Raw genomic sequence first — 23,047 nt, forward strand, 5'->3', positions numbered from 1 at the left:
GTCTCCCTCGTGGTCACTTGTCGCGCAGCATGTAGGGCTGGTTGCCGACGACTTCGCCGTCGTACGCGCCGATCAGCTTGTTCACCTGGTCGCGGTAGTGGGTGAACTCCCCGCGCAGCGCGTCGGAGTAGGCCTGCGGAGCGTGCGAGAGCGGGTAGTCGTACGACTCGTCCAGCCAGGCCAGTTCGACCCAGCTCTCGGGGATGTCGTGGGGCGAGGCCGGTCCGCGCCCGTCCAGTCCCGGGATCACGTCGTGCTTGTTGACGAGGCTGATGACCCGGGTGGTGTGGTCGGCGGGCCGCTTGCTGTCGATCGGGGATCCGATCGCGATCACGTGGGTGACCCGGTGGGTGGCGCACAGCTCCACGTCGGAGGCGAGGTTCATCGCGGTCATCCCGCCCAGGCTGTGCCCGACGATCATGAGCTCCGCGCCGGCGGGCACCCCGGCCCGCCGCAGCAGCTTCTTCGCGGCGCGCGTGTACGTCGTGTCGGTGCGCAGCAGTCCGTCGAACGCGCCGACCAGGTCCTGCGGGGTGCTGTTGCTGAGCAGTCCGAAGCTGGTGCCGGGCAGCAGCAGGACGTACCGTACGGCGCCGTCGGCGCACGCGACGCGGCGCAGCAGCACCAGGCCGTGGTTGCCGAGGGCCCCGATGTCGTTGACGTAGCTCACGATGTCGTTGCGGGAGGTGGCGAGCACCTTGGCGAGGATCGGGTCCGGCTCGGTGCGCTCGGCGCGGCCCGGCCCGGGGTTGAGGAACCTGAGGACGGAGCTGGGGAGTCCGAGGACGGGGTCGGTGGTCGGCACGCCGCCGGCGAGGGTCACCCAGGAGAAGTCGTCGTTGACCGGGTTCTCGTCGAGCAGGCCGAGCAGGGCCAGCAGCTCCATGATGACGGGACTGACCGTGGTCAGGGCGCGGGTCACCCCGAGCAGCTCGATCAGGGCCCGCATCGCCCGAGCCGCCTCCAGCCGGTTCCCGGCCACCATCGCCTCGGTGAGGCGGCGGGCCGCGGGAGCATCGAGGTTGGGGTGGTCGACGGCGGCCGCCTTGATCCGCAGGGCGAAGGCGTCGACGGCCATGGCCACCTTGGCGGGGCGGCGGTACGTCATGTTCCCGGCCATCCGCAGGAGTTCACCGGCCGCTCCGCCGTTGGCCCCGAACCCGAGGCCGGCGGAGTCGGTCAGCGCCCGGGCGCAGGAGACGGCGGCGGCGAGGGCCCAGCCGGGCCGCTTCAGTGCCTCCAGCCCGAACCGCCAGCTGAACATCGCGCCGGTCAGCTCCGCGCCCGACTGCTTGGCCGTGAGGGCCGCGTCGGCGAGCAGGACCGAGGCCGCGACGAGGAGTTCGGCGTCGGTCCGCTCGGGCGCCGCCGGTCCGGGGGCGGCCGGCGCGGGTACGCGCGCGGCGGCCGGGGCCGCACCCGGGGTGGCGGGGTCCGGACTCCTCCGCGCCGGCAGACGCTGAGTCGTTTCGTCGACCACCTGAGGCGCCACTTTCGTACCTCTCATCCCGGAGAACGGCTTCGCAGCCTTGCCTGCCCGTTGTGTGCGGGGGAATCGTGGCACCGAAAGTGATCCTTTCCGCGCGGCCGGGCCCCGTTCGCGCACCTCGCGCCGCGTACGGAGCCGGGTCCGGCCCCCTTCGCGGGCCCGTGCCCACGGGCCGGGGCGCGGCCGGAGGGCGCCCGGTTCACCCGCCGGGGTGGGACGGACTCCGGGAGGATGACCGGGACCGCTCGTGGTTGACACGCCCCGATCCGGCCGCCCGCTTGGCATGGACGCGGCGTAAAGTCGGCTGCCGACGCCGGGACCGGACCGAGAGCAGGGGCACATGACAGGCAGCGCACCGACTTCCACCCTCGCCGGCTGGAGCAGGGCCCCGTTCGCGGCCGGGGGGCTCACGTACGACTGCTTCGAGAAGGGCGAGGGGCCCGGCGTGGTACTCCTGCCGGAGCTGCCCGGGATCACGCCCGAGGTGCTCGGACTCGCCGAGCACCTGGTGGACGAGGGGTTCACCGTCGTGATGCCCTCGCTGTTCGGTACGCCGGGCAAGCCCCTGTCCGCCGCCCGGACGGCGGCCGTCCTGGCCCGCGTCTGCGTCTCCGCGGAGTTCCGCGCCTTCGCCACCGACGCGCGCCGGCCCGTCGCCGACTACCTCAGGGCCCTCGCCCGCGACCTCGCGGCCCGGACCCCTGCCGCGGGTGTGGGCGTCATCGGCCTCTGTTTCACGGGCGGTTTCGCCCTGGCCGCAGCGGTGGACGATGTCGTACTGGCTCCCGTGATGAGCCAGCCGTCGGCCCCGATCGCGCTCGGCGCCGCTCGGCGCGCGGACGCCGGTGTCTCCGAGGGCGAGTTGCGGCGGGTGGTCGAGCGCACGCGGAACAACGGCCTGTGCGTGATGGGGCTCCGCTTCAGCGAGGACTGGATGGCGCCGCAGGAGCGGTTCGAGACCCTGAGCTCCCGGCTCGGGGAGGCCTTCAAGGTCATCCAGCTCGGCTCGGCCCCGGGCAACGCCGACGGGTTCGGCCGGCAGGCCCACGCGGTGCTGACCCTGGAGGTCCGCGAAACCCCGGCGGACCACCCGGCCTTGAGGGCGCGCGCGGAGGTCACCACGTTCCTGCACGAGCGGCTCCGCGGCTGACCGGACAGCCTTTCGTCCAGAAAAGTGCTCCAGCCGGGTTGGCCCACCGGCAACACTTGCACCATGACCGGTCACGACCTCGACGAACTGCCCGACCCTGATGGGCAGCGGGCCGCGGAGCGGGCGGCGGGCCCTCCCCCGTCGCCCGCCGTGCAGCCCGGCTACGGCTCCGACTATCAGGCGCCGCCGCCCGGTTCCGGGCCCGTGCCCGGCAATCCGTACGCCCAGCCGCTGCCGCAGCCGCAGCCGCTGCCGCAGCCTCCGCCGCAGCAGCACGCGCCGCTGCCGCCCCCTCCGCCTCCTCCGCCGGCCGGCCCGTACGGGTATCCGGGACAACAGCAAGGGTTCGGGGGCCCGTTGCCCCCGTCGCCGGGCGAGAGGACCGGGGGTGCGTTCCGGGGCCGGACCGCCGTGCTGATCGCGGCCCTGGTCGCCGCGCTGCTGGTGATCGGCGGCGGGGTGTACGCCGTGACGGGCCCGAGCCGCGGCAAGCCCTCGGCCAAGGAGTCGGCCGCGGCCACGCCGTCCGGATCCCCCTCGGTCGACCAGGGCGACGGCAAGGGCGCGGGCGGCGGCCCGGACGAGTACGACCTCAACGCCGGGATCAAGCCGGGCGAGGCCCCGGTCTGGCTGAGCAGCAACCGGACCGAACTGCCCGGTTCGGGAGCCTCGCAGTACGGTCCGTGGCGGGTGGGCGACGTGGTGGTCAAGGCGGTGTTCAAGGAGATCACCGCCCAGGGGGTGGGCGACGGCCGGGAGAAGTGGAAGATCACGCTGGAGAGCGGGCTGTGCGGCGTACCCCGGGCACCGTCGGCCGACGGGAAGCTGGTCGTCGGCGTGAAGGCGAGCGACAGCGAGGGTGCCCACTGCACCCACCTCCAGCAGATCGACCTGGTCACGGGCAAGACGGGCTGGAAGACCGAGGTGCCGCAGGAGAACTCCTACGACAGCGCGTTCGAGTTCAACCTCGTGATCACCGGGGGTACCGTCGCGGTCGCCCGGTCGGCCGTCGTCAGCGGCTTCTCGGTCACCGACGGCAGGAAGCTCTACGGCACGTCGAAGACGGGCGGGTGCTATCCGGCGGCCGTCGGCGGGGCGGCGGCAGGCTGTTCAACGTACGCAACTGCCCCGATCCGAACGACGTGGCCGGCAAGTCCCAGGTCATGATCGAGGAGGCCGACCCGGCAACGGGCGCGCCCAAGTGGAACTACGTGTACGACAAGGGCTGGAACCTCGGCCGGATCTACTCGGTGGATCCCCTGGCCGTGGCCGCGTACCACTCCGACCGGAAGGTCTGGAACATCACGGCCTTCACCCCCGACGGCAAGGTCCGCTCGCAGACCGAGTCCACGTTCGGGGTCCAGAGCCGGTGCAACGGATGGGGCGACGGGAGCGGCGATCTGCACGGCTGCGTGGGCGCCGTCGTCGACGCCGACACGCTCTACATCGCCGCGGGCAAGCCGGGCAAGGACCTCGGCATCGACACGACGGACGAGGTCGTCGCGGTCGATCTGGGCACCGGCGCCGAGAAGTGGCACGCGGCCGCGCCCAAGGACCGCGCCATGTGGCCACTGGCGGTGGAGGACGGCAAGCTGCTCGTCTACATCCAGTCCGGCGCCGGGGCGGCGGGGGCGATCGCGGCCGTCCCCGCGGCGGGCGGAGGCGATCCCCAGGTGGTCCTGGCGAGCCCGGACGCCGCCAAGGGCGCCGAGTCCGTCTTCTACCCCGGTCTGGTGCGCATGGCCTGGGCGGGCGGGCGGTTCTTCCTGCTCAACGGCCGCGTGTACAGCCCGAAGCCGACGGAGGTGAGCCATGCCATCCTCTCCTTCGGCCGGTAGGCGTTTCGCTCTCGTGGCCGTGTGCGCGGCGACGGCCGTGACCGTCGCCGCCGCGGTCACCGCCGTCGTGGTCGTGAACGGCGACGGGGACGGCGCGGACCCGTCGGCGTCGGGCTCCGCCGGGTGGAAGACCGTGGTCAACCCCAGGCACGGGACCGCGTTCGAGGTCCCGCCCGACTGGGAGGTCAAGTCCTCCGACGTGTTCTACGGCTTCTCGGACCACGCCGACCCCGACAAGCCCGTCGTCGGGCACACCGCGCCCGCCTTCTACAAGTACAAGTGGTGCAGCGTCGACGCGGACGGGGACGGCCGGATCAGCGATTTCGCGCTCGCCGGCACCGGCACCAAGGGCGGGGACGGAGCCAAGAGCACCGACGAGGTGGCGCGGAAGACGGCGACGGCCTGGGTCTACGGCGCGTACACCCAGCCGGACAAGGACGCGGTCACCTGGGACGAGCCGGTGGAGTACACCACGAGGTCCGGGGTCAAGGGCAGCTACGTCAAGGCGCGGTCGAAGGGGGCCAAGCGGACCGGCAAGTGCGCCAGTGAGGGCCGGGCCGTCGCCTTCGGCTTCAAGAACGCCAAGGGCGATTTCGTCGCCTGGGACTTCTACGGCAAGACGGGCGTGCCCGGCGCGGTCAGCGACGAGCTGGTCATGAAGATCCTCAGCACGGTACGGCTGTCGGGAGAGCCAACAGGTTGAATTTGATCACCCGTCAGCCGCAAACGATCACCGAAGGCCACTCTCCGAGGTCATAAGTATGAAGAGATGGTCAAAGTGATCCGCGGTCGCTCTGCCCGCGAGTCTTCGTAGCAAAGGGAGACTGATGCGTCCGTGCACGCTGACGGTGTTCTGCTTCGGTGTCGCGAGCGGGCTCGTGGCTCTGGCACCCGCTGCGGCGATGGCACTCGGTGGCGCCGACGAGGGGCGCCCGCCCGAGCCGGCACCGGCCTCCGCACCGGTCTCCGCCTCGGCTTCCGCACCGGCCTCCGCGGCGCCGACGGCTCCGGAGAAGGCCTCCGAGGACGCCGGCGCGGAGTCCGCCGCCCCGGTGGGACCCTCGGTCGCCGCGGCGGAACCGGCCGCCCGGGAGGAGGGAGCCGACCTCTCCGTCTCCGGGACGCTGCGCCCGGCCGGTCCCTCGGCCCGGGGAAACGGCGAGGCCCCGGGGGCGGGCGCGGCCGTACGGGAGACCTTCGACTACGCCGTCACGGTCACCAACCACGGCCCGTCCGACGCCCGGCAGGTGACCGTCACCGACCATCTGCCGCCTTCCCTGGAGTTCGTGGCCTCCCGCGACGGGTGCACCGCCGCGGGCCGGACCGTGACCTGCGGGACGTTGGCCCTCCTACCGGTCAACCGGTCGCACACATGGGTGATCACCGTCCGGCTCGCGGCCGGCTACCGCGGTGACGGATCGGACATCGTCAACGAGGCGGTCGTGGGCGCGGAGACCTCCGACCCCGACCAGGCGAACAACAAGACCTCCCTGACGGGCCTGGACATCCCGCCCAGCGCGCGCGTCGCCGACCTGTCCCTGGAGAAGACCGCGCTGCTCGGAGCCGGCCGCACGACGGTCCGGCCGGGCGAGAAGTTCGTGTACCTGATCACCGTGCACAACCACGGACCGGCGACGGCGCGGACGGTCCGGGTCAGCGACCTGCTGCGGCCCTCGCTCACCCTGCTCTCCTCCCCCGACGACTGCGCGGTGCCCAGGGGCGAGGACCGGCTGGTGGTGTGCCCGCCGCAGGAGCGCCTGGAATCGGGTGCGAAGGCGGAGTTCCGGATCACCGTCAAAGTGAAGGACGGGGCGGCGGGCGAGGACGGAGCCGACCGGGGCGGCGGCAGCGGGCGCACGTGCCTCCCGATCGACAACGTCGCCCGCGTCACCTCGGCCACCTTCGATCCCGACCCGTCCGACAACGCCAACAGGCCCGGTACGACCGCCCCCGGCGGAGGCCCGCTGTGTGTGGAGACGGGCAAGGCGGACCACCACGGCGGCAGGCCCGACCACCGCCCGGACGGCCACGGAAACGGCGGGGACCGGGAGGAAGGCCGCGAAAGCGGTCACGGACGAGGCGACGGCCACGGCCACGGCCACGGCAGTGGAGACGGCCGCGAACACGGCTCCGAGCAGGAGCACGGCCGCGACGGCGAGGGCAGCGGCCATGGCCATGGCGGGCACCTCGCCGACTCCGGCAGCGCCGTTCCGGCCTGGCTGCTGCAGGCCCCAGGCGGCCTGGTCGCCGGCGGAGCCGCCCTGCGCGCGGCCGCCGCCCGCCGCCGCCGGCCGCGGAGCGACGGCGGTGCGGGCGAGGAGACGGAGAGCGCACCCGCATGAGAACGCACCGCACTGCCTGGTGGCGGCGGGCCGCCGTCGCGCTGTCGTGCACGGCGGGGCTGGTGCTGCCGCTCCCGTCGGCGGCGACGGCAGCGACGACGGGCACCGCCACCACCACCGCGACCGGTCCCGCGCGCGGCACCGGCATCGCGCCCCGGGCGCTCACCTTTCCCGTCGCCGAGACCTTCGACAACTCCACCACCCTCGGCACCACGATCGGCAGCGCCGCCTCCACCGGCGACGGCTGGATGCGGCTGACCTCGGCCACCTCCGGCCAGGCGGGGACCTGGAAGATGAACGACTCGTTCTCCTCCGGTCTCGGCTTCGTGGCCGAGTTCACGTACGCCACCTACGGCGGAACCGCCTTCGAGGGCAAGCGCGGCGACGGCATGTCCTTCTACCTCACCGACGGCGCCGCGGCGAACGGCGTCGGCGGCACCGGCGGCGCGCTCGGGTACGCGTGCTCGATGGTCGCGAACACCTTGTGCACCGCCAAGTCGGGCGTGCCCGGGGCCTACCTCGGCATCGGAGTGGACGAGTTCGGCAACTTCTCCTCAAGCAGCGTCGGCAACGGCGGTCCCGGCGCGGCACCGAACAAGATCGTGCTGCGCGGCGGCGGGAACGGTTCCACGGGGTACCGCTACGCCACCGCGGTCGACGGGCCGGGTTCGACCGTGGAGACGGGCAACCGGGCGAAGTTCCGCACCGTACGGGTCGCCCTGCTGCCCAGCGGGACCAAGATGCTGCTGTCGGTCTGGTCGGACAGCGGTCCCGGCACCGCCTTGACCAAGCTGATCACGGACTTCGACGTCACCACCATCACCGACCAGCCGAAACTGCCCGCGACGCTCAAGGTCGGTTTCGCCGCCGGCACCGGTGGTGCGACCAACATCCACGAGATCGGCGATCTGAAGATCAACGTGCCGGTGGACCTCGGCGTCGCCAAGACCGTGAACACCGCGAGCGTGCCGGCCGGCGGCGGCCCGGTCACGTACACCGTCACCGTCTCCAACGGAAGCGCCAACGACGTCACCGGCGCCGTCGTCCGCGACCCCGTCCCCGGCCTGACCGGCGTGACCTGGAAGTGCGCGGCCGGTACGGGCGGCACCTGCGGGCAGGCCTCGGGCAGCGGCGGCAGCCTGGACACGACGGCCGATCTGAAACGCGGCGGGTCCGTCACCTACACCCTCACCGGTACGGCCCCGGCACAGCCCACCACCCTGCGCAACACCGCGACGGTGACCGCCCCGTCCGACCGCACCGACACCAACCCGGCCGACAACAGCGCCACCTCCTCCGCGACCACGGTGACCGCCCGGGCCGACGTGGCCGCCACCAAGGAGGCGCTCGGGACCGGGCCGGTCTTCGCCGGCCGGGAGTTCTACTACCAGATCACCGCCGTCAACCGCGGCCCCTCCGACACGAGCGCGGTCGACGCCGTCGACGTACTGCCGGGGCCCCTGGAGTTCGTCTCCTCCCCCGCCGGCTGCACGGCGACCGGACAGACCGTCACCTGCCCGGCGCGGGCCGCTCTCGCCGCCGGCTCGGAGACGGCCTGGGCGATCCGGGTACGACTGGACCCCGCTTACCAGGGTGACGGGACCGACCTGCTGAACGCGGCCACCGTGCGCCATGCCGTGGCCGATCCGCAGCCCGCGAACAACACCAGCACCGGTGTCGGTCCGCCGGGCGGACTGGCGCCGCCCCAGGCCGACCTCGTCACGGTCAAGGCGCCCTCCGACACGGAGCCGGTCGCGCCCGGCGAGACGTACGGGTACACGGTGACGGTCACCAACAGGGGCCCCTCCGTCGCCCGCGAGGTCCGGGTCGCGGACCCCCTGGTCCCCGCCCTCGCCTTCGTCACCTCCCCCGACGGCTGCACCGCGAGCGCCACCGGCTCCGGCTCCGGCCGGACGGTGGGCTGCGGCCCGGTGGCCGAACTGGCTCCGGGCTCCAGCCGGACCTGGCGGTTCACCGTACGGCTGGACCCGGCCCACACCGGTGACGGCACGACCATCCGGAACACGGCGACCGCGACCGCGCTCACCTACGACCCGGACACGCGCAACAACAGTGGCACCGCCGGGGTTCCGGGCGGAACCGTCCGGCCCGCGGAGGCCGACGTGGAACTCGTCAAAGAGGCCATCGCCGGCTGACCGCTCCCCGTCTCCCACTGACCGACGACCCTCCGTACAGGGCTCTGTACGGCCGTCCCGCCGAGAAGGAAACGATGCAGGATGACAACGAGACCTGGGCGCCGGCCGGCGGCGTGGCTGCTGGCCGCGCTGCTCTGCGCGGCTCCGCTGTCCGGCGGCCCCGTGTCGGCCGCCGCCGCGGCCGCGGCCCGGCCCCCGGAGCCCGTCGAGGTGACCGTGCGCCACGTCAGGGCGCCGGGTGACCTGATCACCTACACCCTGACCGCGACCAACCGCGGCCCCTCGGTCGCCCGGAACGTCAGGGCCACGGACCGGCTGCCCGAGGGGATCACGTTCGTCGAATCGTCCGACGGCTGCACCGAGACCGACCGCACCGTCACCTGCGGACCCGAACCCCAGCTGACCGTGGGCCAGAGCAAGAGCTGGACTTTCCACGCCCGGCTCAGCGCGGCGTACGAGGGCGACGGCTCCGACCTCGGCAACAGCGCCACCGGGTCCTCCGACGCCACCGACCCCGCCCCCGACAACAACACGCCCGCTCCCGTCCTGCCGCCGGGCCCCTTCACGCCCGTCTCGGACCTGGCCACCGTGAAGACCCCCCTGGGCGCCGGACCCACCGTCCCCGGGCAGGAGTTCGAGTACGAGATCCGTACCACCAACAAGGGTCCGTCCGACGCGCGCAACGTCACGGTCACGGACACCCTGCCCGACGGGCTGAGCTACGTCGGCTCCGCCGACCCCTGCCAGGTGACCACCGGACGGACCGTCGGCTGCGGCCCGCGGGCCCGGCTGACCCCGGGCGCCTCCGTGGTGTGGACGTTCAAGGTGAAGCTCGACCCGGCGTACTCGGGCGACGGCGGCGACCTGCGCAACACCGCCACCTCGGCCTCCGCCTCCCGGGACCCCGAGCCCGCCGACAACACCTCACGGCCCGTACTGCCTCCCGGCGGGGTCACCGCGCCGCAGGCCGACGTGTGGATGGCCAAGCGCCCCGCCACCACCACCCCGATCGCGCCCGGCCAGACCTTCGACTACGTGCTGACGGCCACCAACGACGGCCCCTCCCGGGCCGTCGACACGACGGTGACCGACGCCCTGCCCGCGGCGCTCTCCTTCGTGAGCTCGGCCGACGGGTGCTCGGCCGACGGGTCCACCGTCACCTGCGGGCCGCTGGCCGTCCTCGACCAGGGCTCGCCGAAGAGCTGGCGCTTCACCGTCCGGCTGGACAGCGACTACACGGGCAACGGCTCCGACGTCCTCAACACGGCCACCGCCACGTCGAAGACGAAGGACCCCAAGCCGGAGAACAACACCAGCAGCCCGGCGGGACTGCCCGGCAGCAAGGTCAACAAGCCGACCGCCGACCTGGCCGTGACCAAGGAGGCCGTGGGCAGCAGGCCGCCGAGGCCCGGTGAGACCTTCGACTACCGCATCAAGGTCACCAACAACGGCCCCTCGGCCGACGCGTACAACGTCAAGCTCACCGACAACCTCCCCGAGGGGCTGTCGTACGTGTCCTCCTCGCCGGCGGGCTGCACCGTGTCGGGGCACATGGTCTCCTGCAAGCGCACCAGCCCCCTGAAGGTCGGCGACTTCACCGAGTACGTCCTGACGGTGCGGGTGGATCCCTCGTACAGCGGCGACGGCAGCGACCTGAAGAACACCGCGCGGGTGACCGCGGACAACATCGACCCCGCGAGCGAGAACGATTCGAGCACCGCCTCCGTCCCCGGCGGCAACGTGGCGGCCCCGTCCGCCGACCTCTCGATCACCAAGAAGCCGGTCCAGAGCGCGCCCGTGGCACCGGGCGAGACCTTCGAGTACGCCCTGACCGTCAGCAACGCCGGTCCCTCGACCGCCGAGCGGATCAACGTCAGTGACGCGCTGCCGACGGCGCTGAGCTACGTGGACGGCGACCCCTCCTGCTCCTCCGGCCGTACGGTGACCTGCGGTCCGCTGCCCACGCTCGCCCCCGGGGCGGACGTGACCTGGGTGTTCAGGGTGAAGCTGGACCCGAACTACACGGGCAACGGCTCCGACATCCGCAACACCGCGACCGTGAGCGCGCTGACGGCCGACCCGAACGGCGACAACAACACCAGCAGGGCGGCCGGCCCGCCCGGAGGCACGGTGAAGAAGCCCACCGCCGACCTGGAGGTGGGCAAGACCACCCCGTAATCCACCGCACACCGCGAAGCCCCCCGGCCCGTCGGGCCGGGGGGCTTCGGCGTCTCGTCAGGCTCTCGCGCCGCCGCCCCCGCCGCCCCCGCTGCCCTCTCCGCCCGGGCCGTCCGTGGCGCGGACGATGCCGTCGAGCTCCTTGGCGATCCACTCCCTCTCGGCCTCTTCGCACGGGCTCAGGGGTGCCGCCGCCGGCGCGGGCTCCTCGCCGGGGCGGGTGTTGTCCACGACCGCCCAGCCCTTGCCGCCGTCGGGGGCGGCGAGTTCGACGAGGCGGTGGTCGAGGTGGCCGGTGATCATCACGGCCATCAGGGACAGGTACTCGCAGTGCAGATCGGGCACGAGAGCGGCGTCGCCCGGGACTTCGAGAACGGCCTCACGGCCGTCGGCGAGCAGGGCGCAGGTGGTCTGGACGGCCCGGATGAGCACTTCGAACCGCTCGCCGGTCAGCCGCGCGCGCAGGACTTCCAGGTAGGACCCCAGAACATCGGCCTCCTGGCCCTCGCCCGAGTCCGCCGCATGGTGCTCGATCATGTCCCCGCCCTCCCCGGACGGCTGCGTCCCCCCGAAGTGTAGGGAGTGCCGCACACCTCCACGGCGCTCTTCGGCCACCGAGGGACGCACACCCCGTCCCACCGTCAACAGGCGTCACTGCCAGCCGAGTTCGCGGACGGCCGTCGCGACGGTCCCAGGAGTGGCCGGAAGACGCCCATGACGACCGATATATCCGGAGGATCCCCCTCCGAATACCGGCGACTATGCCGCCCGCATATCCGCAAGGGATATTCCCGGCGTAATAGCAGGGAGAATGCAGCATCTCCGCATTTTCTACATTGACAGTGCGCTGCGCCCTGAGGGTTAATTACTTCACGGGTGGCCTGATGTAGTCGTGCGCGGACGGGTTCTGGTCGGTTCCTGACCGGTTCTTTCCGATGGTTGCGGAGTGTGCGGCCGTGACGACGCCGTGACAGCGGGGCACTCGGAAATCGCACGTGTCATGACGATCGTACATTGAGCGGGTATTGGCGAATCCGACTCTTCCGTGGGGGGATCAATGGCCCGGCTCGACCCTTTCCCTGTTCCTGATTTCCACCTTCCGTTCGGGAACTCCAAGCACCCGCTGGCCGCGCGCGCCAACGCCGAGGCCACGTCATGGGCGTTGGGTCACGAGCTCGTCACCGACGCGGCCGAGCAGTTCACCGCGATCGGCTGCGGACACCTCGCCGGCCGCGTGAGCGGCGAGGTGCCGTACGAGACCATCGTGCTGCTCGCCGAGTGGATGGCCTGGTCGTTCGTCCTGGACGATCAGCACGACCACCTCATCAGGACGGGTGAACTTGCCGCCTGGCGGCCCGTCACCGATGCCATCACCGAGTATCTGGCCACGGGCAGGACCTCGCGGTCGTCATCGCGCCGCAATCCGCTGGTGAAGGGATTCATCGAGCTCTGCGACCGGATTCTGGACGGCATGTCCCCCGGGACGGCCGCCCGATACCGAACACATGTCCCCCAGATGCTCCACTCGCTGGACCAGGAAGCGGGCAATCGCGGTGCGACCAGGCGCCCTTCGGTCCAGGACTACGTCCTCATGCGCCGGCACAGTTCCCAACTGCTGCCGATGATGGACATGGTGGAGGCCGGACTGGGAATCGACCTGCCGCAGCGCATCCACGACCTTCCCGCTTTCCAGGCGGTGGTGGAGAGCGCCGTGGACATCATCTCGTGGGGCAACGACGTGTTCTCGCTGCCGAAGGAGCACGCCTGCGGGGACGGCAACAACCTCGTCTCGTTGATCGCCTCCTGGGAAGGACGTTCGCTTCCGGAGGCCGTCCGGTCCGTCGAGGAGCGGATCCAGGTCCGCATAGAGGACTACGTGGCGGCGGAGCGGCATCTGTTTCAAGTCATCGACGCACAAGGCGAGATGGAGCCCTCCCTGCGTGAGGCGATCACCCGCTGCGTGCGCAGTTACGAAGACTGGATGATCGGCGCCGATCTGTGGCAGCGTTACGAGTGCACACGGTACAGCGACGAACGGTTCGCGGCCGGGCTGGAGTCCGCGTACACCCGCCCGGACCTCGTTTCGGTGGCATGACTGCATGACAGGGAGTCGACCCATGGCCCATACGGAACAACTCGGCCCTGCGGTCCACGCCCCGGCGGCCCCGGGACGGATACCGCTCCTGGGGCACGCCGTCCCCCTCTGGCGCCGGCCGATCGCCTTCCTCGAATCCCTGCGCGAGCACGGCGACATCGTGCGCCTCGACATCGGCACCTGGCCCGTCCACGTGCTGACGAATCCGGAGCACGTCCACGCCGTACTGGTCCAGCAGGCGCAGAAGTTCGGGCGCGGCCGCATCTTCGACCGGCTCAAGCCGATGTTCGGCAACGGCATCGTGACCACGGACGGCGAGTTCCACCGCAAGCAGCGCCGGATGATCCAGCCGGCGTTCCACCGCAACCACATCGCCGAGTACGCCGGGGTGATGAGCCGGACGGCGCAGGAGATGACGGCGTCGTGGACGCCGGGCCGGGAGATCTCGATGGTCACCGAGGCCCGGCGGTACGCGCTGTCCTCGGTGGCGGAAATGATCTTCTCGGGGGACCTCAGCCGGCCCGCCATCGCCGAGGTCCACCGCTCGCTGCCGATCGTGCTGGAGGGCATGCTGCTGCGGGCGGTCATGCCCAAGTCCCTGGACCGGCTGCCCATCCCGCTGAACCGGCGCTTCGACGCTGCCGCCGCCCGCCTGCGGGGGATCATCGACCAGGTGATCGCCCAGTACGGCGCCGAGGACGCCGGCGAGGAGGAGCGCCACGACCTCCTGTCCCTTCTGCTGTCGAGCGTCGACCCGCAGACGGGGACGACGATGAGCCCCGAGCAGGTGCGGGACGAGGTCATCGCCATCCTGTTCTCCGGGACCGAGACCTCGGCGACGACCCTGTCCTGGGTCTTCCACGAGGTCGGCCGGCACCCGGAGGTGGAGGAGCGCCTGCACGCGGAGGTCGACGCGGTGGTGGGCACCCGTCCCGTCCGCCCGACCGACATCGCGCAACTCACTTACGCCAACCACGTGTTCCAGGAGGCACTGCGCCTGCATTCGCCGCTGCTCTTCACTCGGCGGGCGCTGGTCCCGCTCACCCTGGGGGGCGTCTCGATCCCGGCCGGCGCCGAGCTGGCCTACAGCCCGTACGCGTTGCACCGCGATCCCGCGCTGTTCCGCGATCCCACGGTGTTCGATCCGGACCGGTGGGAGGAGAAGGGGGACGAGCAGCCGCGCGCACACCGGTACATCCCCTTCAGCGCGGGCCAGCACAAGTGCATCGGGGACACGTTCGCGGTGGCGGAGATCCTGACCGCCGTCGCGACGGTCAGCGCGCGGTGGCGACTGGTGCCGGCTCCGGGGGTGACCGTACGGGAACTCCCGGCGGGGATGCCCCAGCCGAGCGAGCTTCCCATGATCCCCGTTTTGCGCCATTGACAGAATCTGATCGATTCCACTCGTTTCAAGCCGAGTTCAGCCATCGCGCGCCGTCACGACCCGCGTAAAGTCAGCCGAGGATACAGCGTTGTCCCCTTACGGGTGACGTGATCCCGCAATAATGTGCTTAAGCAGCAACTACTCGTCCCCGGGGTCGTACACTCGGCCGCACGCGCTGGTGGTGGTCCAGGTCGCCGCGTGCGGGCTGTGCGGGACCGATCTCCACATCCTCCAGGGCGGGTTCGCGCCCGGCCTGCCGATCGTGCCGGGCCACGAGTTCGCCGGCACCGTCGTGGCCTACGGGCCCGGGGTGACCGATCTGGCCATCGGCGACCGGGTCGCCGTCGACCCCTCGCTGTACTGCAACGCCTGCCACTACTGCCGCATCGGCCGCAACAACCTCTGCGAGCGCTACGCGGCGATCGGCGTCACCGCCCCGGGTGCCGCGGCCGAGTTCGCCGTCGCGCCCGCCGCCAACTGCGTCCGCCTCCCCGACCACGTACGCGTCGAGGACGCCGCCCTGATCGAGCCGCTCTCCTGCGCGGTACGGGGATACGACGTGCTGCGCGCCCAACTCGCCAGCAGCGTACTGATCTACGGGTCCGGCACGATGGGCCTGATGATGCTGGAGCTCGCCAAGCGCACCGGCGCCGTCGCCGTCGACATGGTCGACATCAACCCGGCGCGCCTGACGGCCGCCCGCACCCTCGGGTGCACCCACGCCGTCGGCTCCCCGGACGAGATCGACCGGCCACGCGGCTGGGACCTGGTCATCGACGCCACCGGCAGCGAACGGGCCATCCAGGACGCCATCGGCAGGGTGGGCCGGGGCGGTACGTACCTCCAGTTCGGAGTGGCCGACCACGCGGCCCGCGCCACGATCGAGCCGTACCGCATCTACCACCAGGAGATCACCATCACCGGGTCGATGGCGGTCCTGCACAGCTACGAGCGGGCCGCCGAGCTCTTCGCCGCGGGCGCCCTGGACCCGGACGTCTTCATCAGCGACCGGCTGCCCCTCACCGACTACGCGGCCGCGATGGACCGGTTCCGGGCGGGGCGGGGCCGCAAGATCCTGGTCACGCCGTGACGGCGGAACCAGGTCCGGGTCCGGGTCCGGGTCCGGGTCCGGTGTCCTCCGCCACCACCCCGACCCTGGTGATCGGCGAGGCGATCACCGACGTCCTGACCGGCGAGGACGGCGTACAGCGGGCCCGCCCCGGCGGCAGCCCGGCCAACGTGGCCCTCGGCCTGGCCCGGCTGGGCCACCCGGTACGGCTCGCCACCCGGATCGGCCGCGACGGCCCGGGCCGCGAACTCCACGCCCACCTGCGGAGCAGCGGCGTGGTCCTCACCCCGGATCACACACCGACGGCCCGACCTCCACGGCCACCGCCCGGCTGGACGCGGCGGGCACCGCGCACTACGGCTTCGACATCACCTGGGACCTGCCGCCCGGCGCGCTCGACGGCCCGGCGCCGGCCCACGTCCACACCGGATCGCTCGCGACGGTCCTCGCCCCGGGCGCGGAGCGGGTGTTCGCGGCCGTCGAGGCCGCCCGGGCCGGTGCCACGGTCTCGTACGACCCGAACATCCGGCCCGCACTGCTCGCCGATCCCGAGCGGGAGCGGCAGCGCGCCGAGCGCTTCGTCGCGCTGAGCGACGTGGTGAAGGCCAGCGAGGAGGACCTCGGCCTGCTCCGTCCCGGGCGCTCCCCCGACGAGACGGCCCGGCGCTGGGTGGAGGGCAGCCGGGAGGGCAGGGGCCCGGCGCTCGTCGTCGTGACCATGGGCGGGGCGGGGGCACGGGTCTTCTGGCCGGGCGGCCGGTGCGAGGTGCCGGCGACCGCGGTCGGGGTCGCCGACACCGTGGGGGCCGGTGACGCCTTCATGGCGGGCCTGCTCAGCGGGCTCCTGCGCACCGGGCTGCTGGCGTCCGCCGGGCCGCCCGGAGCCCCCGGAGCCCCCGGCGCGGCCCGGGCCCGTACGGCACTGCGCGAGGCCACGGCCCGCGCCCTGCTGGACCCCCGCGTGGGCTCCGCCCTCTCGCTGGCGGCCCGCGCGGCGGCGCTGACCTGCACCCGCGAGGGCGCCGACCCGCCGACGCACACCGAGCTCGCCCGCTGGGCGGCCGGCCGGTAGCCGTCCGGGCGTCCCCCGGCGCCGGGCGCCGCCGGGCCAGCCCCTCGATAATGGGACACATGGGTACAGATGCCGGGCCCGGGCGCTACGGCGAGGCGGCCTTCCGGCCCGAGCAGGCCGGCGAGGACGAGCGCATCGACCTCGGGGCGCTCGCGTACGACGACGTGACGAGGGACCGCCTACGGGCCCTGGGGGCCGGGCCGGGCTGGCACTGCCTGGACGTGGGGGCCGGGACCGGCACCATCGCGCGGTGGCTGATCGAGGAGGCCGGGGTGGCCAGCGTGCTCGCCGTCGACCGCGACGTCCGCTTCCTGGCCGCCCGTCCGCTGCCCGGGCTCGATCTCCTGGAGGCGGACGTCGGCGCGCCGGACTTCGACCCCGGCCGGCGGTTCCAGCTCGTCCACGCCCGGTTCGTCCTGATGCACCTGCCCTCGTGGCGGAGCATGATCCCCCGGCTCTGCGGCCTGCTGGCCGAGGGCGGGGTGCTGGTCCTCGGCGATGCCGTCGACCTGACCACCCGTACCGCGCCGCCGGATCCGTACACCCAGGTCATGCAGGCGATGTGGCAGGGGCTGCGGGACACCATCGGCACCGACGTCTCGTGGGTCGCCGGGTACCCGCGGCACCTGCGCGATGCGGGGCTCGTGTCGGTGGCCGCCGAGATCCGGGTGCCTCCGCTGATCCCGGGCAGCCCCATCAGCCGGTTCTGGGTCGACACCTGGGACCGGGCCCGCGAGTCGATCGTGGCCACCGGACTGGTGGACGACACCACGATCGAGGAGGCGGTCCGCTACCTCGACTCCCCCGGCTGCGCCGCGCTCTCACCGGGACTGATCACCGCCTGGGGACGACGGCCGCTGCCCTCGTGACGGAGGAGCGGCGCCGGTCGCTGCGACACCAGATGCGGTAGGCGCTGAAGCAGCAGGCCAGGGCGACCGAGACAGCACACCAGAGGCCGGCGACGACGAGGATCGTGGCGAGCAGGGACATGTGGCTCACTCCTGTCCGGCTGGGTGCTGTCCGGGCCGTCCGGGCCGGCCGAACTCCGCTCCCGGGCCCGGCTCTCGTCATCAACATACGGAGGAACGCGGGCCACGGGATCAGTGAGGGAGCCGATCGGGCGGACATGTCGAATACCTCGTCACGTACCCGCGCCGGGGCGTCCTACAACACGCGGCTTCCGGTCGGCCGTCGGATTCCGCACACGCCGCCGCCGCACGCCGGGCGGGACTGCGCTCGGGCGTGCGGCGGCGGCGAGACGGGGCGGGGGCGTGGTAGGCGGAGGGCCTGCGCGGGCGGTCAGCGCAGCAGCCGCTCCGGGAGGTACTCCGGGTAGGGGGAGAGGGCGTGGGCGGCGGCCTCGTCGATCAGGTCCTGGAACGGATCGGACGCGGGCTCCGTCAGCGAGGTGCCCAGGCGGGCGGCGACCTGCTTGCGCAGGGACGGGAGCAGCGCGTAGAGGCGGTCGCCCGGGCAGGACGTGGAGTTGAAGTCCCGGTGACCGTAGATCTCGGAGGCGGACAGGCCGTACTGGTCGCAGATGTACGCGCACAGGTCCGCCAGCTTCGCGAACTGCGCCGCCGGCGGCTCCTCCGTCATGTACGTGCCCTCGTTCTCGATGCCGATCGAGACGGTGTTCTGCCCGACGCAGTGCGCGGCGCGCACCTGGCGCTTGCCGGTGCGCAGTTCGGCGAGGCTGCTGTGCCGGCCTTCCATGACGTACGCCCCGCGGCTGACCGTGAAGTGCTGCCCGGTGTCGATCCACCCCTGGGCGTCCATGTGGTACGTCTGGATCGCCCGGGCCAGGGCGTACGCGCGCTGCTGCGAGTAGTCGGTCACGTTGAGGGTCGCCGTGTGGTGGACGATGATCCGCTCCGGGCGGTTGGAGAGGACCACGACGGACTCGGACGCGGCGCGCGCCCCCCAGCCGGCGCAGCTCACGATCTCCGGTCCGGCCGCGGCGGCCGGAGCGGCCGCGCGTGCCCGTCCCGCCGGGAGGAGGGAGAGCGCGGATCCGGCGGCCAGGGCGAACGCGCCCGTGACGACCGCTCGGCGGGTGTGCTGCGCGGGGGAGGTCATACCGTGCCCTTTCGGTCGGAGGCTGCCCATTGAAGGGGCCCCGTCCGCCGGAGCACGCAGGACACACCGGTGATCGGCTTCCAGGCGGCGCCACGGGGTGAGCGGGGGCCGCCATCCGGGTGCGGCCCGGGCCGCGTCCCGCGCCCCGGCCGGGCCGTCTCTCACATCCTGGGCCGGGAACACGCCTCCCGCCCAGCCAGCCAGTCCGCCGCCCAAGGAGTACGGGATGTCCTTCGACGCCGTCGACCGCTTTCTGACCGCCCTCGACCCGGACCACCGCGGGACCGTCGAAGGCCTGCCGCGCGACGAGCAGGAACGGCTCGCCGCGGCCTGGGAGGAGGAGCTGGAGCGGGACACCGACATCGACACCCTGGACGAGCTGTCGCCGCCGGCCGCCGAGAGCGAGGTGGCGCGGCGGGTGATGGAGCGCCGTTCCCGGTAGCCGGGCCCGCGGTCCGCGGGCCCCGCCACGCGCTCAGACGCGGTCGGCCGCGATCAGCACGTACTGGAACGAGCCGTCCTTGTACGAGTTGATGAACGCCTCCTCGATGCCGGTGACGAGGGAGGAGGTGGCCCGCAGCTCCCAGTACGGCAGGGTCGCGGGGGTCAGGTCGATGACGGCCTGCGGTACGAGGCGGTTGTCGGCCATGGCCCGCATGTACTCCCGGCGGGAGTGGATGTTGCATTCGAAGTGCGCGTTGATCTGGGAGACCCACTTCGAGGGCTGGCCGTAACGCGGGTTCCAGCAGCCGGTGATGGTCACGTACCGGCCGCCGACGGCCAGCACGCGGGCGTGCTCGGCGAACAGGTCGTGCAGGTCGACGTACATGCTCGACTCGTTGTTCCACGAGCCCGCGGCCTGTCCGGTCTCGAACGGCATGTCGAGCATGTTGCAGACGCGTGCGCGGACCGAGTCCTCGATGCCGAGTTCGCGGGCGCGCTGGTTCGCGAACTCGGCCTGCTTGGCCGACAGGGTGACGCCCTCGACCTTGCATCCGAACCGCTGGTGGGCCATGACGGAGGAGCCGCCTCGGCCGCAGCCGGCGTCCACGAGCGTGTCGCCGCGGCCGATGGCGCCCAGGTGGTCCAGGAGGACGTCGGTCTGCGCCGACTCCAGCCGGTGCAGCTCGGCGATCAGCTTCTTCTCGTAGGCGCTGTCATCGGTGCTCCCGAGGGCGGCGTGGTCGACGTCACCGATGCCGTAGTGGTGGTGGTACAGGCCGTCCACGTCGCCGAGGCGGAGGTTCACCGGCCGGGCCTCGTGATCCCAGTAGCGGGCGATGTCGCCCTGGTAGGGCGTCGCCGGGGCCGGGATGAACGCCGTGGTCGCGGAAGCGGCGGCGGGGGCAACGGTGAGATCGGTGTCGGTCACTTATAAATCCGTCCTTACCAGAAGTCGGGCAGGCTGTAGCGGTAGGTGTTGGTCATGTGCCAGTAGTGGTTGCCGTCGACCCACGCGGCCACGCCGCGCAGGAAGCGCGCCACGTTCGGGGCGGGGCAGGTGGCGGCCAGGTCGGCGGCCGCGGCCTCGAAGGCGTGCATGAGGTCGTTGTGGACCTCGACCGCCTTCAGGTAGGCCTCCTTGACGGAGACGCCCTCGCGTTCGGCGATCACCACGGGCAGGTTCAGGTGCCGGCCGGGGCTGGCGAGTTCCTTGGTGTACGAGTAAAGGTCGTTGACGATGGTCGTGGCGTTCCCGGCGAGCGCGATGACCCGTTGCATGGCGGGCTGGGCGTGCAAATCGGCGGGCAGTTCGTAGCCGCCGACGGTGTCCGTGATGGTGGGGCAGGGACGGAAGTTGTTGAACTGGCGCATCGCCAGGTACTCCCACACCTGCGGTACGTACTCCGTCTCGGCCCAGGCCGCCTCGGCGAGGTAGCCCATGTGCAGGCGGGCCATGTCGTGCCGGAACCGGTCGGCCTGGGAGGGGCTGGCTCCCTGGAGGAGGTGCTCCATGGCCGAGCGGTACGCGCGCCGCGGGGCGTCCGAACGGAGCGACTCCGTCCACTCCGGCTGGTACTCGGCCGTGGTGTGAAGGGGGTCGAGCGCGGTGTGGGCCAGCAGCAGGCGTCCGCCGAGGCCGACAGGCGAGCCCCCGTGGTCCTCGCAGTAGCAGTCGTCGACCACGTTCTCGGCGACCATCAGCCGCGTGGCGAGCATCAGGTGGTCGGTGCTGGGGGCGTCCGGGTGGCAGGCGACCATGTAGCGGCCCACGGAGAAGCCGTCGAACTGGTCCTCCCACTCCGGCGGGTAGAGGTCGACCTCGTCGGCCCACTCCTTGATCCGGCGGCTGACCTCCTCCACCCGTACGGGGTCGGGTTCCGGTACGGGGTGGTAGTAGAGGCCGGGGATCGGCCGGCCGGCCGCCGGCCCGGCCGGCTCCGGAGCCGCCGGCGGCGGCTCCTCGTGCCGGGCCAGGTGGAGCCCCACCGTGCCCAGGCCGCTCGGGCCGCGCAGCAGCCGCTTTAGGGCGGGGTGCGGCAGGCCGGCGGGGCCTGGCGGCTCGGCGGGGGCCGGCGGCTCGGCGGGAGCGGGGACGGCGAGCTGCTCGGGCCGGATGCAGCCGACGGCTTCGACGCCGCGGCCGTGACCGTACGTCCCGAAGGCGGCCGCGGCGGCCGGAAGGCTCGACCGCACGGGGGAAGGCCCGGGATCGGGCATCCGTAACTCCTTGGTGAGGTAATGGGGCCGTCCCGGTTCCCGGGCGCGGTCCCGGGCGGCCCGGCCTGTCAGTCGTGCCTGCGGGCGATCTGCACGTTCTCCAGCACGCCGAGCGCGTCGGGCACGAGGATGGCGGCGGAGTAGTAGGTGGACACCAGGTAGGAGATGATCGACCGCTCGTCGATGCCCATGAACCGCACCGAAAGGCCGGGCTGGTACTCCTCCGGCAGTCCGGTCTGGCGCAGGCCGATGACGCCCTGGTTGTCCTCGCCGGTACGCATGGCGAGGATCGAGCTGGTGTTCTCCTTGCTGATGGGGATCTTGTTGCAGGGCAGGATCGGGACCCCGCGCCAGGCCGGGACCTGCTGTCCGCCGAGGTCGACGTGGTCCGGGTAGAGACCGCGGGCGTTGAACTCGCGCCCGATCGCCGCGATCGTCTTGGGGTGGGCGAGGAAGAGCTTGGTGCCGCGGCGGCGGCAGAGCAGCTCGTCGAGGTCGTCCGGGGTGGGCGGGCCGGAGTGGGTCTGGATCCGCTGCTTGAAGGCGGCGTTGTGGAGGAGGCCGAACTCCCGGTTGTTGATGAGCTCGTGCTCCTGGCGCTCGCGCAGCGCCTCGATGGTGAGCCTGAGCTGCTCCTCGGTCTGGTTCATCGGCTCGTTGTAGAGGTCGGCGACCCTGGTGTGCACCCGCAGGACGGTCTGCGCGATGGAGAGCTCGTACTCGCGCGGGTTGAGCTCGTAGTCGACGAAGGTGCCGGGCAGTTCGGGCTCGCCGGTGTGGCCGGCGGACATGGCGATCTCGGCCTCGCCGTGCTTGTTCTGCCGCTGGTGCGGCAGCGAGCCGAACTGCTCGATGTGGAGCTGGAGATGCGGCGCCGAGGACAGTACGGCGGCGAAGTCGGAGCGGGAGAGGGTGAGCAGCGTGCCCGGGGTGGCGGCGGTCGCGGTGTAGTCCCAGCCGCCGGCGCCGTCGAGCAGGGCGTGCTCGCCGAAGCGGTCGCCGTCCGCCAGTACGGCGACCGCGACCTCGTCTCCGTATTTGCCGACGGAGGTCTGGTTGATCCGGCCGTGGGCGATCAGGTGGATGTCGGTGGCGGGGGTGCCCCGCTCGACGAGGACCTCTCCGGCGCGGAAGTCGCGCTGGACGCACCGGGCGGCGAGCGCGGTCAGCACCTCCAGGTCGTCGAAGCCGCGCAGCATGGCGAGTTCGCCGAGTTCACGGGGGATGACGCGGACGTGGGCGCCGTCCTGGACGAACTCGATGCGGCCGTCGCCGACGGTGTAGGTCAGGCGGCGGTTCACCCGGTAGGTGCCGCCCTTGGTCTCCACCCAGGGAAGCATCTTGAGCAGCCAGCGGGAGGTGATCTCCTGCATCTGCGGGGCGGACTTGGTGGTGGTGGCGAGGTTGCGGGCAGCCGCCGTACCCAGGCTGGTCTGCCGGGGAGGCTCAAGCTGCGCCTCCGGGCTGGTGTCCACGGTCATCGGGCAGGCGCTCCTTCGTCGGGGCGGTGACCGGCGACGCGCACGCGCCACCG

At 72.3% G+C, this 23,047-nt stretch carries 20 protein-coding genes and 1 pseudogene; 14 read left to right on the forward strand and 7 right to left on the reverse strand.

The features are described 5' to 3' along the window. Positions 1–13 precede the first annotated feature (13 nt). The gene (locus CP980_RS02570) at positions 14–1,480 is read right to left on the reverse strand and encodes a lipase family protein (RefSeq protein WP_150492477.1); all 1,467 of its coding nucleotides are present in this window, start codon (positions 1,478–1,480) and stop codon (positions 14–16) included. 349 nt (positions 1,481–1,829) lie between these two features. Between CP980_RS02570 and CP980_RS02575 the strand changes: the two genes are divergently transcribed. From CP980_RS02575 to CP980_RS02605, 7 genes are all read left to right on the forward strand, one after another. Beyond that, on the forward strand, positions 1,830–2,639 hold the full coding sequence (locus CP980_RS02575) for a dienelactone hydrolase family protein (protein ID WP_150492478.1): 810 nt from the start codon (positions 1,830–1,832) through the stop codon (positions 2,637–2,639). A gap of 63 nt (positions 2,640–2,702) precedes the next feature. Next, positions 2,703–3,806: a PQQ-binding-like beta-propeller repeat protein gene (locus tag CP980_RS02580; protein ID WP_150492479.1), complete on the forward strand. Its 1,104-nt coding sequence runs from the start codon at positions 2,703–2,705 to the stop codon at positions 3,804–3,806. Then, on the forward strand, positions 3,782–4,477 hold the full coding sequence (locus CP980_RS02585; RefSeq protein WP_150492480.1) for a hypothetical protein: 696 nt from the start codon (positions 3,782–3,784) through the stop codon (positions 4,475–4,477). The genes CP980_RS02580 and CP980_RS02585 overlap by 25 nt, the downstream gene beginning before the upstream one ends. Further along, positions 4,452–5,180 carry a DUF8017 domain-containing protein gene (locus CP980_RS02590; protein ID WP_150492481.1) on the forward strand — a complete coding sequence of 243 codons (729 nt, stop codon included), beginning with the start codon at positions 4,452–4,454 and terminating at the stop codon, positions 5,178–5,180. The genes CP980_RS02585 and CP980_RS02590 overlap by 26 nt, the downstream gene beginning before the upstream one ends. A 124-nt stretch (positions 5,181–5,304) precedes the next feature. Further along, positions 5,305–6,819: a DUF11 domain-containing protein gene (locus tag CP980_RS02595; protein WP_150492482.1), complete on the forward strand. Its 1,515-nt coding sequence runs from the start codon at positions 5,305–5,307 to the stop codon at positions 6,817–6,819. Continuing rightward, entirely contained in the window at positions 6,816–8,975 is a 2,160-nt protein-coding gene (locus CP980_RS02600) for a DUF11 domain-containing protein (RefSeq protein WP_150492483.1), read from the forward strand. Before CP980_RS02595 ends, CP980_RS02600 begins: the two co-directional genes overlap by 4 nt. Positions 8,976–9,056: 81 nt before the next feature. Next, complete coding sequence (locus CP980_RS02605) at positions 9,057–11,153, forward strand: DUF11 domain-containing protein (protein WP_132753615.1); 2,097 nt, start codon at positions 9,057–9,059, stop codon at positions 11,151–11,153. Between the two features lie 57 nt (positions 11,154–11,210). Here CP980_RS02605 and CP980_RS02610 read toward each other — a convergent pair whose 3' ends face one another. After that, positions 11,211–11,690: a hypothetical protein gene (locus CP980_RS02610; protein WP_150492484.1), complete on the reverse strand. Its 480-nt coding sequence runs from the start codon at positions 11,688–11,690 to the stop codon at positions 11,211–11,213. Positions 11,691–12,210: 520 nt separating this feature from the next. Here CP980_RS02610 and CP980_RS02615 point away from each other — a divergent pair. From CP980_RS02615 to CP980_RS02635, 6 genes and pseudogenes are all read left to right on the forward strand, one after another. Beyond that, positions 12,211–13,248: a terpene synthase family protein gene (locus tag CP980_RS02615; RefSeq protein ID WP_132753619.1), complete on the forward strand. Its 1,038-nt coding sequence runs from the start codon at positions 12,211–12,213 to the stop codon at positions 13,246–13,248. 22 nt (positions 13,249–13,270) lie between these two features. After that, positions 13,271–14,632, forward strand: coding sequence for a cytochrome P450 (locus CP980_RS02620; protein ID WP_132753621.1), 1,362 nt, complete (start codon positions 13,271–13,273; stop codon positions 14,630–14,632). Between the two features lie 121 nt (positions 14,633–14,753). Then, positions 14,754–15,722, forward strand: coding sequence for a zinc-dependent alcohol dehydrogenase family protein (locus CP980_RS02625; RefSeq protein WP_150492485.1), 969 nt, complete (start codon positions 14,754–14,756; stop codon positions 15,720–15,722). A 149-nt stretch (positions 15,723–15,871) separates the two neighbouring features. After that, positions 15,872–15,922, forward strand: a pseudogene (locus CP980_RS35765) (hypothetical protein); the annotation flags it as partial. A 245-nt stretch (positions 15,923–16,167) separates the two neighbouring features. Beyond that, complete coding sequence (locus CP980_RS35770; RefSeq protein WP_244328229.1) at positions 16,168–16,773, forward strand: PfkB family carbohydrate kinase; 606 nt, start codon at positions 16,168–16,170, stop codon at positions 16,771–16,773. A gap of 59 nt (positions 16,774–16,832) precedes the next feature. Continuing rightward, entirely contained in the window at positions 16,833–17,642 is an 810-nt protein-coding gene (locus tag CP980_RS02635) for a class I SAM-dependent methyltransferase (protein WP_229906886.1), read from the forward strand. On the opposite strand, the gene CP980_RS34965 is transcribed toward CP980_RS02635, so the two are convergent. Then, positions 17,608–17,763 carry a hypothetical protein gene (locus tag CP980_RS34965; protein WP_165937192.1) on the reverse strand — a complete coding sequence of 52 codons (156 nt, stop codon included), beginning with the start codon at positions 17,761–17,763 and terminating at the stop codon, positions 17,608–17,610. The genes CP980_RS02635 and CP980_RS34965 overlap by 35 nt on opposite strands. A 309-nt stretch (positions 17,764–18,072) precedes the next feature. Next, the gene (locus tag CP980_RS02640) at positions 18,073–18,852 is read right to left on the reverse strand and encodes a peptidoglycan recognition protein family protein (protein ID WP_132753639.1); all 780 of its coding nucleotides are present in this window, start codon (positions 18,850–18,852) and stop codon (positions 18,073–18,075) included. 226 nt (positions 18,853–19,078) lie between these two features. Between CP980_RS02640 and CP980_RS02645 the strand changes: the two genes are divergently transcribed. Next, positions 19,079–19,294, forward strand: coding sequence for a hypothetical protein (locus CP980_RS02645; protein ID WP_150492487.1), 216 nt, complete (start codon positions 19,079–19,081; stop codon positions 19,292–19,294). 33 nt (positions 19,295–19,327) lie between these two features. Here the strand turns inward: CP980_RS02645 and CP980_RS02650 are convergent, their stop codons facing one another. The 3 genes from CP980_RS02650 to CP980_RS02660 all read right to left on the reverse strand — a co-directional run bounded on the left by CP980_RS02650 (position 19,328) and on the right by CP980_RS02660 (position 22,994). After that, a complete protein-coding gene (locus CP980_RS02650; protein ID WP_132753643.1) occupies positions 19,328–20,224 on the reverse strand; it encodes a geranyl diphosphate 2-C-methyltransferase in 897 nt (298 codons plus the stop codon). A gap of 14 nt (positions 20,225–20,238) precedes the next feature. Continuing rightward, positions 20,239–21,513, reverse strand: coding sequence for a family 2 encapsulin nanocompartment cargo protein terpene cyclase (locus tag CP980_RS02655; protein ID WP_150492488.1), 1,275 nt, complete (start codon positions 21,511–21,513; stop codon positions 20,239–20,241). A 68-nt stretch (positions 21,514–21,581) separates the two neighbouring features. Next, positions 21,582–22,994, reverse strand: a complete 1,413-nt coding sequence (locus tag CP980_RS02660; RefSeq protein WP_132753647.1) for a family 2B encapsulin nanocompartment shell protein — start codon at positions 22,992–22,994, stop codon at positions 21,582–21,584. Positions 22,995–23,047 lie beyond the last annotated feature (53 nt).

The organism is Streptomyces vinaceus (assembly GCF_008704935.1).
Lineage (GTDB): Bacteria > Actinomycetota > Actinomycetes > Streptomycetales > Streptomycetaceae > Streptomyces > Streptomyces vinaceus.

What these genes read in the sequence shown, in the direction of transcription:
- CP980_RS02605 (WP_132753615.1), top strand. Translation starts at nt 9,057, where the DNA reads ATGACAACGAGACCTGGGCGCCGGCCGGCGGCGTGGCTGCTGGCCGCG.
- CP980_RS02615 (WP_132753619.1), top strand. Translation starts at nt 12,211, where the DNA reads ATGGCCCGGCTCGACCCTTTCCCTGTTCCTGATTTCCACCTTCCGTTC.
- CP980_RS02635 (WP_229906886.1), top strand. Translation starts at nt 16,833, where the DNA reads ATGGGTACAGATGCCGGGCCCGGGCGCTACGGCGAGGCGGCCTTCCGG.
- CP980_RS02640 (WP_132753639.1), bottom strand. Translation starts at nt 18,852, where the DNA reads ATGACCTCCCCCGCGCAGCACACCCGCCGAGCGGTCGTCACGGGCGCG.
- CP980_RS02655 (WP_150492488.1), bottom strand. Translation starts at nt 21,513, where the DNA reads ATGCCCGATCCCGGGCCTTCCCCCGTGCGGTCGAGCCTTCCGGCCGCC.
- CP980_RS02590 (WP_150492481.1), top strand. Translation starts at nt 4,452, where the DNA reads ATGCCATCCTCTCCTTCGGCCGGTAGGCGTTTCGCTCTCGTGGCCGTG.
- CP980_RS34965 (WP_165937192.1), bottom strand. Translation starts at nt 17,763, where the DNA reads ATGTCCCTGCTCGCCACGATCCTCGTCGTCGCCGGCCTCTGGTGTGCT.
- CP980_RS02645 (WP_150492487.1), top strand. Translation starts at nt 19,079, where the DNA reads ATGTCCTTCGACGCCGTCGACCGCTTTCTGACCGCCCTCGACCCGGAC.
- CP980_RS02595 (WP_150492482.1), top strand. Translation starts at nt 5,305, where the DNA reads ATGCGTCCGTGCACGCTGACGGTGTTCTGCTTCGGTGTCGCGAGCGGG.
- CP980_RS02575 (WP_150492478.1), top strand. Translation starts at nt 1,830, where the DNA reads ATGACAGGCAGCGCACCGACTTCCACCCTCGCCGGCTGGAGCAGGGCC.
- CP980_RS02600 (WP_150492483.1), top strand. Translation starts at nt 6,816, where the DNA reads ATGAGAACGCACCGCACTGCCTGGTGGCGGCGGGCCGCCGTCGCGCTG.
- CP980_RS02610 (WP_150492484.1), bottom strand. Translation starts at nt 11,690, where the DNA reads ATGATCGAGCACCATGCGGCGGACTCGGGCGAGGGCCAGGAGGCCGAT.
- CP980_RS02625 (WP_150492485.1), top strand. Translation starts at nt 14,754, where the DNA reads ATGTGCTTAAGCAGCAACTACTCGTCCCCGGGGTCGTACACTCGGCCG.
- CP980_RS02660 (WP_132753647.1), bottom strand. Translation starts at nt 22,994, where the DNA reads ATGACCGTGGACACCAGCCCGGAGGCGCAGCTTGAGCCTCCCCGGCAG.
- CP980_RS02580 (WP_150492479.1), top strand. Translation starts at nt 2,703, where the DNA reads ATGACCGGTCACGACCTCGACGAACTGCCCGACCCTGATGGGCAGCGG.
- CP980_RS02620 (WP_132753621.1), top strand. Translation starts at nt 13,271, where the DNA reads ATGGCCCATACGGAACAACTCGGCCCTGCGGTCCACGCCCCGGCGGCC.